Source organism: Leptolyngbya sp. FACHB-1624 (genome assembly GCF_047649235.1).
Lineage (GTDB): Bacteria > Cyanobacteriota > Cyanobacteriia > Leptolyngbyales > Leptolyngbyaceae > Leptolyngbya > Leptolyngbya boryana.
This window is the reverse complement of sequence record NZ_CP180258.1, coordinates 4,768,061-4,783,309: the sequence shown is the minus strand read 5'-3', so window position 1 is coordinate 4,783,309 and position 15,249 is coordinate 4,768,061. Positions and strand designations below refer to the sequence as shown.

Annotated in this window: 21 protein-coding genes; 8 read left to right on the top strand and 13 right to left on the bottom strand. The window is 46.2% G+C overall.

Annotated features, from left to right (window positions below):
* Positions 1 to 57: 57 nt before the first annotated feature.
* Both ACMUEV_RS22695 and purU read left to right on the top strand, forming a co-directional pair.
* Positions 58 to 654, top strand: a complete 597-nt coding sequence (locus ACMUEV_RS22695; protein ID WP_190647481.1) for a DUF4340 domain-containing protein — start codon at positions 58 to 60, stop codon at positions 652 to 654.
* Complete coding sequence (gene purU, locus ACMUEV_RS22690; protein ID WP_017286940.1) at positions 651 to 1,505, top strand: formyltetrahydrofolate deformylase; 855 nt, start codon at positions 651 to 653, stop codon at positions 1,503 to 1,505. Before ACMUEV_RS22695 ends, purU begins: the two co-directional genes overlap by 4 nt.
* On the opposite strand, the gene ACMUEV_RS22685 is transcribed toward purU, so the two are convergent.
* On the bottom strand, positions 1,455 to 2,867 hold the full coding sequence (locus tag ACMUEV_RS22685) for an ATP-binding protein (protein ID WP_190647478.1): 1,413 nt from the start codon (positions 2,865 to 2,867) through the stop codon (positions 1,455 to 1,457). The two genes, purU and ACMUEV_RS22685, sit on opposite strands and share 51 nt — an antisense overlap.
* A gap of 112 nt (positions 2,868 to 2,979) precedes the next feature.
* On the opposite strand from ACMUEV_RS22685, the gene ACMUEV_RS22680 reads away from it, so the two are divergent.
* The 3 genes from ACMUEV_RS22680 (at position 2,980) to ACMUEV_RS22670 (ending at position 4,380) form a co-directional block, all read left to right on the top strand.
* Complete coding sequence (locus ACMUEV_RS22680; protein WP_190647476.1) at positions 2,980 to 3,663, top strand: response regulator transcription factor; 684 nt, start codon at positions 2,980 to 2,982, stop codon at positions 3,661 to 3,663.
* 208 nt (positions 3,664 to 3,871) lie between these two features.
* Entirely contained in the window at positions 3,872 to 4,099 is a 228-nt protein-coding gene (locus ACMUEV_RS22675; RefSeq protein WP_190647474.1) for a hypothetical protein, read from the top strand.
* Positions 4,096 to 4,380, top strand: coding sequence for a type II toxin-antitoxin system YafQ family toxin (locus ACMUEV_RS22670; protein ID WP_190647473.1), 285 nt, complete (start codon positions 4,096 to 4,098; stop codon positions 4,378 to 4,380). Before ACMUEV_RS22675 ends, ACMUEV_RS22670 begins: the two co-directional genes overlap by 4 nt.
* On the opposite strand, the gene ACMUEV_RS22665 is transcribed toward ACMUEV_RS22670, so the two are convergent.
* Both ACMUEV_RS22665 and trxA read right to left on the bottom strand, forming a co-directional pair.
* Positions 4,377 to 5,546 carry an LL-diaminopimelate aminotransferase gene (locus tag ACMUEV_RS22665; RefSeq protein WP_190647471.1) on the bottom strand — a complete coding sequence of 390 codons (1,170 nt, stop codon included), beginning with the start codon at positions 5,544 to 5,546 and terminating at the stop codon, positions 4,377 to 4,379. The genes ACMUEV_RS22670 and ACMUEV_RS22665 overlap by 4 nt on opposite strands.
* Before the next feature lie 14 nt (positions 5,547 to 5,560).
* Positions 5,561 to 5,893 (bottom strand): thioredoxin, encoded by a 333-nt coding sequence (gene trxA, locus ACMUEV_RS22660; protein ID WP_190647469.1) that lies wholly within the window; start codon positions 5,891 to 5,893, stop codon positions 5,561 to 5,563.
* Positions 5,894 to 5,994: 101 nt separating this feature from the next.
* Here trxA and ACMUEV_RS22655 point away from each other — a divergent pair, with 101 nt between their 5' ends.
* The gene (locus ACMUEV_RS22655) at positions 5,995 to 6,381 is read left to right on the top strand and encodes a hypothetical protein (protein WP_017286949.1); all 387 of its coding nucleotides are present in this window, start codon (positions 5,995 to 5,997) and stop codon (positions 6,379 to 6,381) included.
* Positions 6,382 to 6,450: 69 nt separating this feature from the next.
* Here the strand turns inward: ACMUEV_RS22655 and ACMUEV_RS22650 are convergent, their stop codons facing one another.
* The 10 genes from ACMUEV_RS22650 to ACMUEV_RS22605 form a co-directional block, all read right to left on the bottom strand.
* Positions 6,451 to 6,798 carry a thioredoxin family protein gene (locus tag ACMUEV_RS22650; protein ID WP_017286950.1) on the bottom strand — a complete coding sequence of 116 codons (348 nt, stop codon included), beginning with the start codon at positions 6,796 to 6,798 and terminating at the stop codon, positions 6,451 to 6,453.
* A 51-nt stretch (positions 6,799 to 6,849) separates the two neighbouring features.
* Positions 6,850 to 7,557, bottom strand: coding sequence for an NnrU family protein (locus ACMUEV_RS22645; protein WP_190647466.1), 708 nt, complete (start codon positions 7,555 to 7,557; stop codon positions 6,850 to 6,852).
* A gap of 29 nt (positions 7,558 to 7,586) precedes the next feature.
* A complete protein-coding gene (locus ACMUEV_RS22640) occupies positions 7,587 to 9,413 on the bottom strand; it encodes a serine/threonine-protein kinase (protein WP_190647463.1) in 1,827 nt (608 codons plus the stop codon).
* A gap of 6 nt (positions 9,414 to 9,419) precedes the next feature.
* On the bottom strand, positions 9,420 to 10,076 hold the full coding sequence (locus ACMUEV_RS22635) for a V4R domain-containing protein (protein ID WP_190647461.1): 657 nt from the start codon (positions 10,074 to 10,076) through the stop codon (positions 9,420 to 9,422).
* On the bottom strand, positions 10,076 to 10,573 hold the full coding sequence (locus ACMUEV_RS22630) for a hypothetical protein (RefSeq protein ID WP_190647459.1): 498 nt from the start codon (positions 10,571 to 10,573) through the stop codon (positions 10,076 to 10,078). Before ACMUEV_RS22630 ends, ACMUEV_RS22635 begins: the two co-directional genes overlap by 1 nt.
* A 13-nt stretch (positions 10,574 to 10,586) precedes the next feature.
* Positions 10,587 to 10,901 carry a hypothetical protein gene (locus ACMUEV_RS22625; protein ID WP_190647457.1) on the bottom strand — a complete coding sequence of 105 codons (315 nt, stop codon included), beginning with the start codon at positions 10,899 to 10,901 and terminating at the stop codon, positions 10,587 to 10,589.
* The gene (locus ACMUEV_RS22620) at positions 10,898 to 11,578 is read right to left on the bottom strand and encodes a V4R domain-containing protein (protein WP_017286956.1); all 681 of its coding nucleotides are present in this window, start codon (positions 11,576 to 11,578) and stop codon (positions 10,898 to 10,900) included. Before ACMUEV_RS22620 ends, ACMUEV_RS22625 begins: the two co-directional genes overlap by 4 nt.
* A gap of 85 nt (positions 11,579 to 11,663) precedes the next feature.
* Complete coding sequence (locus tag ACMUEV_RS22615; protein WP_190647455.1) at positions 11,664 to 12,137, bottom strand: phycobilisome protein; 474 nt, start codon at positions 12,135 to 12,137, stop codon at positions 11,664 to 11,666.
* A gap of 60 nt (positions 12,138 to 12,197) precedes the next feature.
* Entirely contained in the window at positions 12,198 to 12,683 is a 486-nt protein-coding gene (locus tag ACMUEV_RS22610; RefSeq protein WP_017286958.1) for a 2Fe-2S iron-sulfur cluster-binding protein, read from the bottom strand.
* Between the two features lie 7 nt (positions 12,684 to 12,690).
* Positions 12,691 to 13,443: a hypothetical protein gene (locus tag ACMUEV_RS22605; RefSeq protein ID WP_190647453.1), complete on the bottom strand. Its 753-nt coding sequence runs from the start codon at positions 13,441 to 13,443 to the stop codon at positions 12,691 to 12,693.
* 210 nt (positions 13,444 to 13,653) lie between these two features.
* Here ACMUEV_RS22605 and ACMUEV_RS22600 point away from each other — a divergent pair, with 210 nt between their 5' ends.
* The gene (locus ACMUEV_RS22600; protein WP_017286960.1) at positions 13,654 to 14,676 is read left to right on the top strand and encodes a LysR family transcriptional regulator; all 1,023 of its coding nucleotides are present in this window, start codon (positions 13,654 to 13,656) and stop codon (positions 14,674 to 14,676) included.
* A gap of 107 nt (positions 14,677 to 14,783) precedes the next feature.
* Positions 14,784 to 15,233: a salt stress protein, Slr1339 family gene (locus tag ACMUEV_RS22595; RefSeq protein ID WP_190647451.1), complete on the top strand. Its 450-nt coding sequence runs from the start codon at positions 14,784 to 14,786 to the stop codon at positions 15,231 to 15,233.
* Positions 15,234 to 15,249: the final 16 nt, after the last annotated feature.

Sequence of the window (15,249 nt, the reverse complement as noted above, 5' to 3'; positions counted from 1 at the left end):
CCGAGTCGCCACCGTCGCGAAATCCTCTAAAATAGCTGCGGTGATTTGTTGCTTTCTATGAAATTTCAGCGCACTTCGATCGCTCTCGTCTTTGCTGCTTTGGCACTGGGTGGATATGTTTATTACACCGAGTCGAAAAAGCCGCCTCAAGTCGATCAAGCCCAGTCCGACGAGAAGCCGCTTTTTAACTTCAAAGAACAAGACGTTCAAGCGTTCACGGTGCAGACTCCAAAACAAACCCTTGTCTTTGAGAAAGCAGGCAATTGGACATTGAAAAAGCCAGAAGTCGCCCCCGCAGATGAAGGTGCAGTGGCTTTTCTTCTCAATCTGCTTGCAACAGGGAAAAGCGATCGCACTTTTACTGTCCCCCCTGCTAAAAAGTCAGAATTCGGTTTAGATAAACCTTCTGCCATCGTTGAAGTAAAACTAAATAATCAGAAAAATCATCGCTTAGTAATTGGCAAACCAAACTTTAATCGAAATTTCCTGTATGCATTAGTTGATCCGCCTGACAATCGAGATCTCTCTGTTTTACTAATTCCGATCAACTTTCAAAATGCAGTTGATCGCCCTTTAATAGAATGGAAACGGGATAAACCCAAACCTAAAGCTAGTCCCTCTATCCGCCCTAGTGCTTCTCCTTCTCCCAAATGAACACTCCAACCGCAACCCTGTTAATTTCCTGCCCTGATCAAAAAGGCTTAGTTGCAAAGCTCGCAAACTTTATCTACTCAAATGGCGGAAATATTATTCACGCTGATCAACATACTGACTTCTCAGCAGGATTATTTCTCAATCGAATCGAATGGCAACTTGAAGGATTTCATTTACCACGTGAGGTAATCGAGCCTGCTTTTCAAGCCGTTGCCACTCCTTTAAATGCGAGTTGGAAATTACATTTCTCAGATGCCGTGCCGCGAATTGCGATTTGGGTGAGCAAGCAAGATCATTGTTTGTATGACTTGCTTTGGCGACAGCGATCGGGAGAATTCAAAGCGGAAATTCCAGTGATTATCAGCAATCACGAAGAGCTTGGAGCGATCGCAAAACAATTTGAAATCGATTTCCATCACATTCCCATCACCAAAGAAACAAAACTCGAGCAAGAAGCAAAACAATTAGAACTCTTAGAACAGTACAAGATCGATTTAGTCATCTTGGCAAAATACATGCAAGTCTTGAGTGCAGATTTTGTCTCAAAATTCTCGAATGTGATTAATATTCATCACTCATTTCTACCTGCATTTGCAGGCGCAAACCCTTATCAAAGAGCCTTTGAACGAGGGGTAAAAATCATTGGAGCGACGGCACATTATGTGACTAAAGATCTCGACGAAGGCCCAATCATTGAACAAGATGTGGTCAGAGTCAGCCATCGAGATGATGTCAAAGATCTCATTCGCAAAGGAAAAGATTTAGAGCGAATTGTGCTTGCAAGAGCCGTTCGACTACATCTACAAAATCGCGTTTTGGTGTATGGAAATCGAACGGTTGTCTTTGGTTAGAAGATGGCGATCCAGTTCGATCGTGACAGTCGTGCCTTGACCTTTTTCGCTTTCAATCGTCATCACGCCCTGCTGTAACTCCACACACTTTTTAACGACTGCTAAACCTAAACCTGTTCCGGCTGCATAGTTTAGATTTTGCCCCCGATAAAAAGGCTCGCAAATTCTTGGCTGATCTTCTAAAGGAATTCCAATTCCTTGATCTTTGACTTGAAATCGAATGCGATCGCTGGTTCCATCAAGCAGTAATAAAACACTACTGCCTGGCTCAGAATACTTGATCGCATTCGCCAGCAAATTACTCAAAATCGAATACAACAATCGCTCATCCAAATCGGCATGAGTATATTTTCCTTGCGTTTGAAAGTGGATCACGTGATTCGTCGAAATCTCAAAATCTTCCACGAGATTCAAGCAAAATGCTTCTAGATCGATCGTTTCTGGATTGCACTCTAGTTTTCCTGCATCTGCTCTAGTTAAGGTCAGCACATCGATAAATAGTTGCTGCATTGATTTTGCAGCAGATTGAATTCGATCGAGATTTTTCAATCGCCGGGCTTCACTCCAATCTGAATTCCCTTTAATCAGCAATTGAACTGATCCTAGAACGACACTCAGCGGGGTGCGAAATTCATGAGAAACCATCGAGAAAAAATGAGTTTTCAGATCGCTGATTTCCTTCTGCTGCATCAATTTCTGCTTTAGATATTCTGCTTGATGCCGTTGAGTGACCTGACTATACAAAGCCGCAAAGCAGATAAAAATTGCCATAAATCCAGCAATCATCATCCAAACTTCGATCACTTTTCGCGTCTGAATACTTTGTTTTGATTGCTCAATTGATTGTTTTAACTCTGTCTGCTTTTGCTGAGAAAGTTGGGAAATTACAGTGTGGATTCGTTCTCTCAAAGCAATACTTCGACTCGTTAAAATGCTTTGCTGCATCAATGCAGTTTGATTGATGTCATACAGCGCGATCGATTCGTTTAAAAGCTCAACTCGCTGTAAGACTATTTTTTGTAGCTCTTGATAACTTGAAAATTCTTTTGGCTCTAGCAAAAACTGCTGATGCAACTGGCTCAGCTTCACTGGAATCCGATCAATAGCAGATTTATATCGATTGAATTCGCTGCGATTTCCTAGATAAATATATCCGCGCCGAGCAGATTCTGCACTCGTAATTTCTGCAAACACTTCATCTAAATTTTTAATCACTTCATAAGTTTGCTGAGACTTGTGACTGCTTTCCACTAGTTGATTTACATTTTGATATGAGATTAAACTGCTGATACAAAGAATCACAAGCAGCAATCCAAAGCCTGCAACGAGCCAGTTTCGTTCTGATGAATTTAAGAAAGTCATATTTTCTAATTTTTCAGATCGAGCCGTTTATCCGCAAAAATAGCAGGAAAAATTAACTATTGTGTGCAGCTAGATTGATTACAGTAACAATCATGCAAGCTTTCCTGTCGATATGCGTATTTTAGTCGTTGAAGATGACCAGCATTTAGCAGAGATTCTCACCGAAACTCTGAGCGATCGCGCTTACTCAGTAGATGTTGTAAAAGATGGTGAGTCTGCCTGGGATTGGCTAAATTCTTTGGTATATGACCTGATCGTCTTAGATGTCACCTTGCCAAAATTAGATGGCATTAGCTTATGCAAACGTCTACGCGGGGCACTCAATGAGAATGGAACGACCCCGGTCTTAATGTTGACCGCACGAGATACGATCGCCGACAAAATCTTAGGACTCGATGCAGGCGCAGATGACTACATGGTCAAGCCGTTTGATATTGAGGAACTGATGGCACGAGTTCGTGCCTTACTTCGGCGCGGAACCAGTAGCCCAAATCCGAAACTGATCTGGGGCGACTTACAAATCGATTCAAGTACGTATGAAGTAAATTATGCCAATGCACCGCTGACGCTCACCCCGAAAGAGTATGCGTTGTTAGAGTTGCTTGTCTCTAGTGGACGAAAGGTGCTGAGCCGCTCAGGAATTATCGATCGAATTTGGTCACTTCAAGATCCACCCACTGAAGAAACTGTCAAATCCCATATCAAAAGTTTGCGTCAAAAGCTCAGAAATGCAGGCGCACCGGAAGACTTGATCGAAACCGTTCACGGTGTTGGCTACCGCTTGAAACAACTCTAGTGCAGCAAATTGAGAGTTTTGAAGTGAGAGGCTCAAATACAGATAACCTTCTACTGAAAAATTGTTGCATGTCTCGCCCGATTAAACTGTTCTTATCTCACTCGCATCAGAAAGTGAGAGCAAAATTTTTGGGCTAAAAACGTCGATCGTAGAGTCCTAGTAAAATTGAAATACGATCAACCTATCTCCTATTTCTACCTCTAAACCGATGGCAACACTTGATCAAGCACTTGAAACCGCAATGCAACTCCCTTTAGACCAACAAGAGATGCTGATCGAGATTTTGCGAAATCGGCATATTGAGCAGCACCGAGAAGAGATCGCAAGAGATGCGAAAGAATCGCTCCAACTGTTTCGTGAAGGCAAACTCAAACCACAACCTGTCGAAGAAATCATTGCAGACCTTCGTCAATCTCTGGAAAGCGATGACGAATGAGAGAACTGACAACAACATCAAAATTTAGCAGAGCCTTCCGGAAATTCGCCCGTCGCAATCCAAAACTGCAACAGCAAATTGAAGCAACGCTAACGCAAATGCAAGCTGATATCTACGATCCAAGTCTGGGAACGCACAACTTATCCGGCAAACTAGAAGGATTGAAAGCTTGCTCTTGTGGTTACGATTGCCGGATAGTATTTTCGATCGAGCAAGATGCAGAAGCCGAGAAAGAATACATTGTCCTTCTCGACATCGGAACTCACGACGATGTGTACTAACCTCGCAAAAATCCTGCAATTCGATCGACCGCTTCTACCAATTTTTCCGGCTCATGCACTAACGCAAAGCGCACATATCCTTCTCCCGATTTGCCAAATCCCGCCCCTGGAGAAACCGCAACTCCCGTCGCCTCAACTAACTTCACCGCAAAGTCGATCGAATCTTTTACCCAAGGCTCCGGCAACCTCGCCCAAACATACATCGCCGCTTCCGGCATCGGCACCTGCCACCCAATCTCATGTAAGCGATCGACAAACACATCCCGGCGATGCCGATAAATCTCAACTGCTTGATGCACCGCCGATTGATCGCCCTGCAACGCTGCAATTGCACCATTCAAAATGCCAAGATACTGATTAAAATCAACCGCCGCTTTCACTTGTCGCAGCGCCAGAATTAACTCCGAATTGCCGATCGCATATCCCACTCGAAATCCACCCATCTTGTAAGACTTCGAGAAGGTAAAAAACTCGATCGAAACTGTCTTATCTGGATCAGCTTGCAGCACCGAAGGCATCGTTTCCTGACCCAGATAAAAATCTGCATAAGGAAAATCATGCACCAAAACCAGATCATGCTCCTGACAGAATCGCACCGCTTTTTGGAAGAAAGACAACGGCGCGATCGCAGTCGTTGGATTATGCGGATAGCTCAACACCATCATCCGCGACTGCGCCAAAACCTCCGCTGGAATCTCCTCGAACACAGGTAGAAACTGATTCTCAGCCAAAAGTGGCATCGGATAAATCTGACCACTTGCCAAATAAACCCCACCCGCATGAGAGGGATAGCCCGGATCGAGCAACAGCGCAAAATCACCCGGATTCAAAATTGCCAAAGGTAAATGCGCCGTTCCTTCCTGGGAGCCAATGAGGGGTAAAACCTCGGTTTCTGGATCAACCGCGACTCCAAACTTCTGCGTGTACCACTCTGCCGCCGCTTGCCGAAATGCCTTCGTGCCATGAAAAAGCAAATATCCATGAGTAGACGGATCATGGAGAGACTGAGCGATCGCTTCAATCACATGTGGCTCGGTCGGCAAATCCGAAGATCCTAACGACAGATCCAGAATCTCTCGCCCCGCCGCTCTCGCTCTCGATTTTGCCCGATCCATATCTGCAAAAACATTCATTTGCAGGGGGGCTAAGCGTTTGGCAAACTGCATTTTTCTACCCTTAATTAAGCGGTCACTAATCCTTTGTTCAGTAATTCCTCAATCTTCTGCTTGTTCATTGCTCCTTCTGCCGACTGCTTAACTTCGCCATCCTGAATCAAGCGAAACGCCGGAACGCCTTCAACTTTGAATTGTTTCACGCTTTCAGGGTTCGGATCGACTTCCATTTTCACCACTTTCAAGCGATCGCCGTATTCTTTCGCGATCGTCTCAATCACTGGAGCCATCAGCCGACAAGGACCGCACCACTCTGCCCAAAAATAAACCAAAACGGGTTGAGTGGCGTTCAATACCTCAGCTTCAAATTCCGAATCACCAATTACAAGAACGCTACTCATGATGAGATTTCCCAACAAATTGCCTTTTCAATTTTAAAGCCCTTCGCTACGTTCTGGGAAAGCGTTACAGTGAGAAAGCACGCATTCAGTCTCGATCGTCTATGTTTGGTACTTTTCAGCAGAGCAGTCTCCGCATCGAAGTCGAAGCTTCTGAAGCCACGCTGACTAAAGCGTTGACCGATGTGAACGAATTACAAAAATGGCTCTGGTTTGAGCGCTTCTCGATCGGCTATCCAGAAACCCTGACTCCTGGCGTAAAACTCAAAGGGCAAGTCGGATTGGTCACGATCCAGCACGAAGTCGAATTGAGTGAACCTCATCGCGTTCGCTTTCTGCTTAGCCAGGGCATTGACGGCTTTCACGAATGGGCTTGGGGCGATGGCTGGGTACAATCGCGCATCGAAGGCATCTCTCTCCTTCCGCTCAATCTTGGACAAACCGCAACGTTATTGAGCCTGAAACAATATCTGCAATCAAAAGCTGCTTGAACTCGCCGCAGATTCACAAAAAAACGATCGCCTAACCAGACGATCGTTTGTAAATATTATCTAATAAAATTATATTTTCCGAGCCGTGCTCGCTGCCGGAACCAGAATTTCTTGGAGAATCGACTTCAACTCCTCACGGCGTTGATAGCAATCGAGCCGATATAGCACCTGACCGCCCTGAAACAGAAGCACCGTCGGCAATGTCGTAATCCGATACATACTGGCGAGCTTCAAATTCTCGTCTGCGTTAACACCCACTAATTTCAACTGAGTGCCCCATTCTTTCAGGAGCAAATTCAGCGAAGGTTCAATCAACCGACAGATTCCACACCAGGGTGCCCAGAAATGCACAAGAACAGGGGTCGTAGACTCAAGAACTTCTTGTTTAAACGCCCCTTCGCTAATGCCTGCTTGCATAGTTCTCCAGAATGATTAATTATTTGCTTTTTACTAACGCTTGGGATCATGCTACCAGGGTACGTTCCCAGATGCACGAATGACGATCGGATGAAGCCACCAAAACAATAGCGTAAATGCAGTCACACCGAGGTATGCAGGACGTAAAAATTCTTTTAGATCCAGTTTCTGCTTCCCCGCAAAAATCGCTCCAAACGGAACGATCGAGGTTCTCGCTTTCACGGCTTCAAACGCTTCGCCATACCGAAGTGCTAACCGTCGATCGCCATTCCACACCCCAAATAAATGATGCAAAATTAACCCGATCGAGGTCACAACCATGAAACTGGTTCCTATCCATACTGTATGAGTAATACACCACAAGATTTGTCCGACCATTTGCGGATGTCGCGAAATCCGAATTATTCCGCTTTCGTATAAATGCACTTGCGGTTTTTGAATCGCTGCGATCTCTAACAAATTAAAAGTCGCGGGATAAAGAAACAGAAAAGAAATCGCAGATCCGATCCAAACGGCTTCACTCACGCCCGGAATGCCTTGCACATTCCAGAGTTGCAGCCCATCATACCGATGATTAAAAAAGTAAATCATCATCGGAACGGCAATCCCTAAACTCACCAGCGCAAAAATCACACGGTAAAATCTTGCTCCAATCCGCTGCTCTGCCATCATTCGCAACGAAGCTAACCCACTATGCGCGATCGCAAATCCAACCAACCAACCGAACATTATCAAATGGCTCGACGTAAACCAAGACATACCCAACTGAAATGAAGACCAGATCTAGCTTACAAGCTTGCGGAGCGGATCACTTCAAGATTCAAAGTATACAGTGTACTTTGTCCAGCATTCCAGGTAGCAATGGCTAAGCCCGTTTCTCCGTGCGCCGCGATCGCGCAAATCCCCGCAGGAAGTTCTGCCTGCCCAATTTGCTGTCCATTGTAGTCGAGCGCAATTAAATGATGATCATCACACACGACAATTCCCCAAGGATAAGCAGTGACGAATTTTGGGGTGATTAGAATTCCAACTCGGATCACGCGATACGGTTTGAGATGGAGCAACACAAGCGATCGTTCAAACCCTGTTTCAATCGCAATTAGAAAATGAGCATTCCTCGTTGGAAAGACTCGCTCAATTTGTAGAGGAATGCTGAACGTCCCAAACGCTTTTCCATGTCGATTGAAGAAATCGAATCGGGTGGAGCCAAGTTCTCTAGATACCAGTTTTCTAGATACGAGTGCAATGTGTCGAGTATGAAGGGCTGCGATCGCAATGAATTCGCCAGATCTCGGTTCGCAAAGTGCAGGACGACAGGCAAGCTGCGCCTGTGGTAATGTCCAAATGCTGAAAAATTTAGCTCGGCTTTGGTTGAGTGTTGCAACAGCCATCCATTTGCCAGATGGGTCGATCGCAATACGAGAAGGGTGATTAAATTGAGCCACTCGCTGCGCAGTCGTGTCTGACAGTCGATAAATTGAACGCTCCGTGACCGCAAAACATCCGCTCGATCGCACGATTAAGTCCTGAATGGGTTCTGCAATGGGATCGTTGCGCCGAATCTTTCCGGCACGGCGATCAAAGAATCCCTTGGCATACGATCGAGCGGAAATCGCTTGATCTTGGCTGTAAAAGATCAAGCTCGACTCGCACAAATCGCGATCGCATTCAGGCAAGACTTCAATTACGGAAAGTTGATCAACCCGATCAAGTAAAGCTTCTTGTCTTAAAGTTTGCAAGGTAAATTTTGGAGCCGCGATCGCCGTTGCAAAGTTGTGCGGGGCGAATTGCGGTTGAGATCGATCTTGTATCGCCCCTTGCAGCGCCTCAAGCATTTGGGTTGCAGACTGATACCGTCTTGCTTTTAACTTCTGAAGTGCCGTTAAAATTACCGTCTGTAGCCGTGTCGGAATATGCGCGGGAATATTCACAGCTTGATTGAGATGCGCCACCATTAAGTCAGGCGGTGCGCCTGAAAACGGGCGATGCCCAACTAACAATTCATACAGCAAAACACCAACTGCATAGAGATCCGTTGAGTGAGAGTACTGCCCATAGAACCGCTCCGGAGCCATATAAGCAGGTGATCCTGTTAAATTTGCAGGTTCACGAGTCAGGTCGTGACTCAAGCGTGAAATTCCAAAATCAGAGATTTTTGCACTCCAACCTGAAGCATCCACACTCAGCAAAATATTCTCAGGCTTAATGTCACAATGCACAATGCCTTGAAGACTCGCATGTTCTAACCCGGCAAGCACATCACATACCAGTTTGACACTGAGGACTGGATCTAACCGATGATGATTTTCCATCAATTGCCGCAGCGTTCCACCCTCGCAATACTCCATCACGAGGCAGCGCTTTCCCTGCCAATGCTCGATCGCTTCACAGGCAACAATATTTGGATGTTCAAGCGTTACTAAGAACTTCAATTCTCTTAAAAACTGGCTCGTTGGAGAGCCAGTCAAATCGAGGGCTTTGAGCGCGACTAACTTTCCAGTTTGACGGTGCATTGCACAATACACTCGTCCAAACTGTCCCCGCCCAATCAAGCCTAAAATTCGATAGTTCGATCGCTTGACTTCCTGTAACCTCAACACATCCGCGCGACTCATCCCAAGCTAGACAAATAAACGAGGCAAAATTGATTCGTGGTCGAGTTGCTTATCGACTAATGCTTCAGCCACTTCTAGGCGTTTTTGCAGACCGATAATAAAGAGATTGCTTGCTGCTCCGAGCGATTCACATTGAGTCTGCACACAATGTAAATCCCGCCCTGCCAGCTGACTAAAAACCGATGCCAAAACGCCAGCTTCTAGAAAACACGACGGCACTTCAGCCTCGGTTGCAAGTCTTGCAAAAGGCGAATGTTGAGTTTCAACAATCAGAAACCCACGATCGTGATAGGTCTGATCTAAACTCAACTGACCCAGTCCGTAAGTAATCCAGCATTGCTTCAATGCCTGAAGAAAATCCGCCATCTGCATATCGACGAGCGGAGTTTCGTAGTACTCGCTCACCTCATCTCGAAAGCGATTGAAGAAATTTTTTCCCCACCAGCGTCCGCAATTAAACAACACTAGGCGAGAAGCTTGTCCTGTTTCCTTTGCCAAACCCGAGTAGATGGCTTGGATCAAAGTCTCGGGAAGTGCGAGTAAGCGATCGCCCCGACGACTTTCGAGCAATCCCATTTCTAGATCGCCGCGCACATAGACATCGCTCGCGTAATAGTTTGCGGGAAGACGATCGTGAATTAATAAATCGCGAACAGAAATCATTAGAAAATACCTGCGACGGTGAGCATTTCTTCTTCTTGGGCTGGAATTACTGAGTCAACAAGGCTCAGAAACGGTTCTAACAGCGCGACTTGCTGCGCATTGAGAGAGAGTCGAAGCTGTTGCTGCATCAATCGAAAGAAGACCGCATTGATTTCTTGATCGTTATGCAATGAGATCGCATCCTTTAACCAACTCAGCAAGCGCTTTTGCACATATTCGGTATCGTTGAGCAACATTCCCATGGCACATTGACGCAGGGTTAACATGCCGTTTTTGATCGTGCGCTCCAAGGTTGTTGTCTCAAGGCTGGGCAGTTCGAGTTGCAGTTCATCGGCTGCGCGCTGAACTAAATCGATTTCATGATTGCGGAGGGCACGGTATGCACTCATGCGCTCTGAAATCGAAGCAACATATTGCCCGATCACTTGTAATTCTTCGGGTTTGAGATAGCGGTTCTCGGCTTCGTCAAATACGCCTTCAAGAGGAGATTGCATCATCGTTTTAGAGAAGTTAGAAGAGGTTAGAGAAATCAGTCAGAGTAAACTTACTCTCAGTTAGTTCATCAGATAAGCTTTCCGGTTCAGGAGCCACTGCCATCGTGACCGCTGGCGTCCCATCCCAACGCATTGCGGCAAAAAATTGCTTCACTTTTAGCTCAAACGAGAGTTCGGTCAGCACTTCAGGCGCGACGGCTTGCTCCAACATCGCGACTTCTTCAGCCGTCGAATACTGCGCTTGATTTTCCCAATTACAAGTCGTGAAAAAAGAATGAACGGAGGACTGTAGCCAATTCTGAGTATCTTGGGGAGCGAGTGACGAAATCATTTCAACTCTCCCGAACGTAACCGTTTTTCGATGTCTCTTGCGGTTGCACCTTCATTCAGCCAGAACGATGCCGCATCGATTCGCTCTTGCCCACCGAGCAAGAATTTACAGTAAGTCTCACCCATCGAATAGCATTGAATCTCAATACAGCTGAGTTGCTTTTTGACGAGTTCCGTGAAGAAACCTGAGAATAACCCTGCATACAAAAAGCAGACGGGTTTCCCAACATCGCCCAAGGTTCTCGCAACTGCCGAATCAAAGACATTGATGAACATAAACCCTTGTTTACGATCGCCCAAATCGACTTCCCAACGTCCCCAACCTTGCGCCGTGAAAGGCCACCACCAAGTTTCGAGCAAAAACATCAAATTCGTCTGACGAATCGAGCGATCGTATTCTTTCTCAAACCACTTCTCGAAAAAGAAAGCGTCTTTTTGCCCCCACTCACACCCGATTGTGTACATGGTTGCGGCTGAGGCATCTCCGACTTCTTCTTCTAGCCCTTCGACTAAGCCAATGATAAAGTCTTCAGTCGTCAGAACGTTCTGACTATTATTCCAATCCACGATCGTGCCTTGATCGGGGTCGAACTGGAAAAAATCCTTGAAGCCATAATGGTTGTGCTTTTTGGGATTTTTGAGTTTTGAGGGAGTTTGGTGAGCAAGGGAGAACGCCATAGTCGCGACAAGGGTGGAAGGACAAAAAGGAAGCAACAACAGGTTGCGCTGATAGTGGTCAGTGTGCCCAGAACAAGCTCTGAAATTAGACGGTTCCAAGCATTCGACGATTCACTTCCAGAATCGGCAGGATCAAATTGGCTTCACTCGGGGTGAGCACTTGTTTGACCACTTCTTGCATCACGGTATAAGTCACGCCACAGGATTTTTGAGCGTTGAAGGCACGCATAATGGTCTGAAACCAAAATAGAAATCGTTCTCTCAACGTTTCTGAATCATCCAACAGCATTGCGACGGCAGAATAGCGCAAAACTCTTAAAGTGTCGCGCTTCCATTTCGCTGTGACGTCCTCGCTCCCATTGCGGAGTAAGGTTGGATCGATCGCTCTCATTTTGGCGAGGACTTGTTGAACAATCGCAGCTTCGCTCGCTTGTAATTTTTGATAGGTTTGGACGCGCAATTCAAACGATCGAGCATACTCCGCCAAAAAACGAAGCTCCTCATCGGTCGCGTAACGTCCTTCGGTTGTTTGACTTAACCGTTGGATTTGGCTCAGCATAGGGGGTCGCAATTACAGCAATTACATTTGTATGCAGCGTTCCCGATTGGGTTAAGAGACTCACACTTCAGAGGAGTTTGAGAAATAATTCGACATATTGAAGGTGGTCGTATCTTCGATCTTTTTCATCATCGATCGCGTGATTAATTTGCCAGCTTCAACCAAAACTTGCCCGGTCAGAGGATGCAGCAAATCTTGTTCTGCTCTGCGTCCAATCAACGCTTCGATGTCTTTGATCGAATTGATATACATCCCTGGGGGCAGTTCGACGACGACTCCACTGCCGATGACTCTTGCCTGACATGCTAATCGCGAGTTTGTCTTGCACGATGTAATCACTTCTAACGTGCGTTGCTCTCGCCGATTTGTGGGCGTCAAAGCGTCCATGCCTGATTTGACATAGACATGACAGGTCGCACACATGCCGCGACCGCCGCATTCTTTGAGAACATCTAGATCTTTGTTAATCAGAACCGAGAGGAGATTCCCCATTGTTTCGACCGCACTCTCTTGGGCGATCGGTTCGAGGCGGACAGTTTTTACCATGATTTTTTTAGGGCAAGAGGAGGGCTTTTTGCAAGTCGGTAAGCGCTTGTTGCTCGACCAAAGCAGCATAACCTCGCACAGCTTGCGAACAGCGTTGAATAAAGCGGGCTATCCAACATCGCAACAATTCGAGGTCTTGAGCAGTTACAGACTGTTCTAGGCTTGAGGGTTCCCCTAAAAAGATGATTTGCCCCGATCGCTCAATCTGAAATTGCTGGAACCATACATCGTCTAGACGGCTTGATTTCCAGTAGTTCGCAATGACGGCGATGCCTAAAAATCGTTGGGTAAACTCACTCAACTCGTTCATGACCTGCATGACATCCCTGAGTTTCGGATGGGCAGGAGACGGAAGCGGCGGAAGATTGTCAGTTTCGACTGTCGGATTCGTCGCGATCTCTAATGTCGAATTGGTTACGATCTCCCATGTCGGGTTCGTCGCGATCGCGGAGCGCAGCACCGTAAAAGCAGAAATAAATTGTTCAGAATTTAAAGTATCGTTTTTAATCACTAAGGCAAGCAGATCAGAGTGCAATCGATGGAGTGCAATCTGGTACTCAGCGAAGTGAAACGCGAACCCATCATACTCCGGCGGAATCGTTGCCACGAGTTGCAAGATACTCTGGAGCAAATCAGATTTATTTCCTTCGGCAAAAGCAGGGTGGTGCGTATAAAAAACTGGCTCAGAGTGTCCACTTAGTAGGGCGATCCCCACGATTCCTGGTACATTCAGAAAGTCCCGTATAACTTCCTGGTTCATAAGCTGATCTACTCATCGTTCTGTACAATACTTGCCACATCTATTTTTTAGGGAGATGTAATTTGTGCGATAACGCAACGGACTTCAGGATAAGTTTACAATTTTTTGCATTTCCGGTCTTGCTTCCCAGTTTAGAGTGAACGCACTCACAGTTTGCTAAATTTGATTTCTTACTCGCTTTAAGCTCCCCACAACTTTAGGCTTAGCCGTATGTCTGACCTTCCTTTCACCCTTGATCAATTACGTATCCTAAGAGCGATCGCGTCTGAGGGTAGCTTTAAACGGGCCGCTGATAGTCTGTATGTGTCTCAGCCTGCCGTTAGTTTGCAAGTCCAGAATCTAGAACGGCAGTTGGATGTGCCCTTATTTGATCGGGGTGGGCGACGGGCGCAGTTAACGGAGGCAGGACATCTACTGTTAAATTATGGCGAGAAAATCCTAACGCTGTGTCAGGAAACGTGCCGGGCGATCGAGGATTTGCAAAATCTCCAGGGTGGCACTCTGATTATCGGAGCAAGTCAGACAACGGGAACCTATCTGCTGCCCAGAATGATTGGTCTGTTTCGTCAGCAATATCCAGATGTGGCGGTTCAGTTGCATGTGCATTCTACCCGCAGAACTTCCTGGAGTGTTGCCAATGGTCAAATTGATTTGGCGATTATTGGCGGTGAAATTTCTCCAGAACTTCAAGATTCATTGGAGATTATTCCCTATGCTGAGGATGAACTCGCGCTAATTTTACCTCCCAATCATGCATTGGCAAGGTTAGAGACGATTCAAAAAGATGATTTATATCGATTGCAGTTTATTGCCCTGGATTCACAATCGACGATTCGGAAAGTCATTGATCAGGTGTTGGGGCGTTGTGGGATTGAGACACGCCGATTAAAGATCGAGATGGAACTCAATTCGATCGAGGCGATTAAGAATGCTGTTCAGTCTGGGCTAGGAGCTTCTTTTGTGTCGATTAGCGCGATCGAGAAAGAATTGCAGATGGGGATGTTGCATCGCGCCAAGATCGATGATGTCGTGGTGAAGCGGACTCTTTCGGTGATTATTAATCCGACTCGCTATCGATCAAAAGCAGCGGATGCGTTCTGTCGAGAGATACTGCCGAAGTTTACAAATCAGCCGATCGAGTTTGAGCGTCCGACTCCAGCTTTTCCAGAAACCCAGAGTTTAAAGGCAATGCTTCAAGCAGCGAGTAATCGAGCGATTTCGGAGTTGGAATAAAGTCTGGCGGCATTGCGATGGGGTTTGTCTCAACAGCTTGTCGATCGCAGGTTTGGGCTGGACTAGAATTTAGTTGAGCTTTGATGAAATTCTGCACCCTCACGACTATGGACGAAATCGATCAGTTGTTGGCAAGTCTCCATCCCTCTCCACCTCCCCCTACTTCAAGACCCTCTCCACCTGCTGCCAATTTCTCAACTCGATCGATCGAGGATCTTTTGTCTCAGATTGACGTGTCTGAGACTCGAACCGCGCGGTCTGCTGCACCTCCTCAGCCGTTAGTCGAGGAGATCAAAACAGAAAACTTACAACAGCAGGCAGAAGTGGCACGACAAGTCGAGTTAGATCGACAACAAAAACAGCAGCGTCGTGAGCAACTCAAACAGCAACGCCGCGCTGAATTAGCTGCACAAGCTGAACAATGGCTAAAATCTCTTCAGCCAAAATCATCAGAAGGGCGCTGGTTTGAGGAATTTGCTTGTCACTATTCGTCTCGCCTAGAAGCCGCGATCGATTATTTAGAAGCTCTGCAAGACATTACCCCGTCTTCGGATTGAGGATTTTTACTGTTTT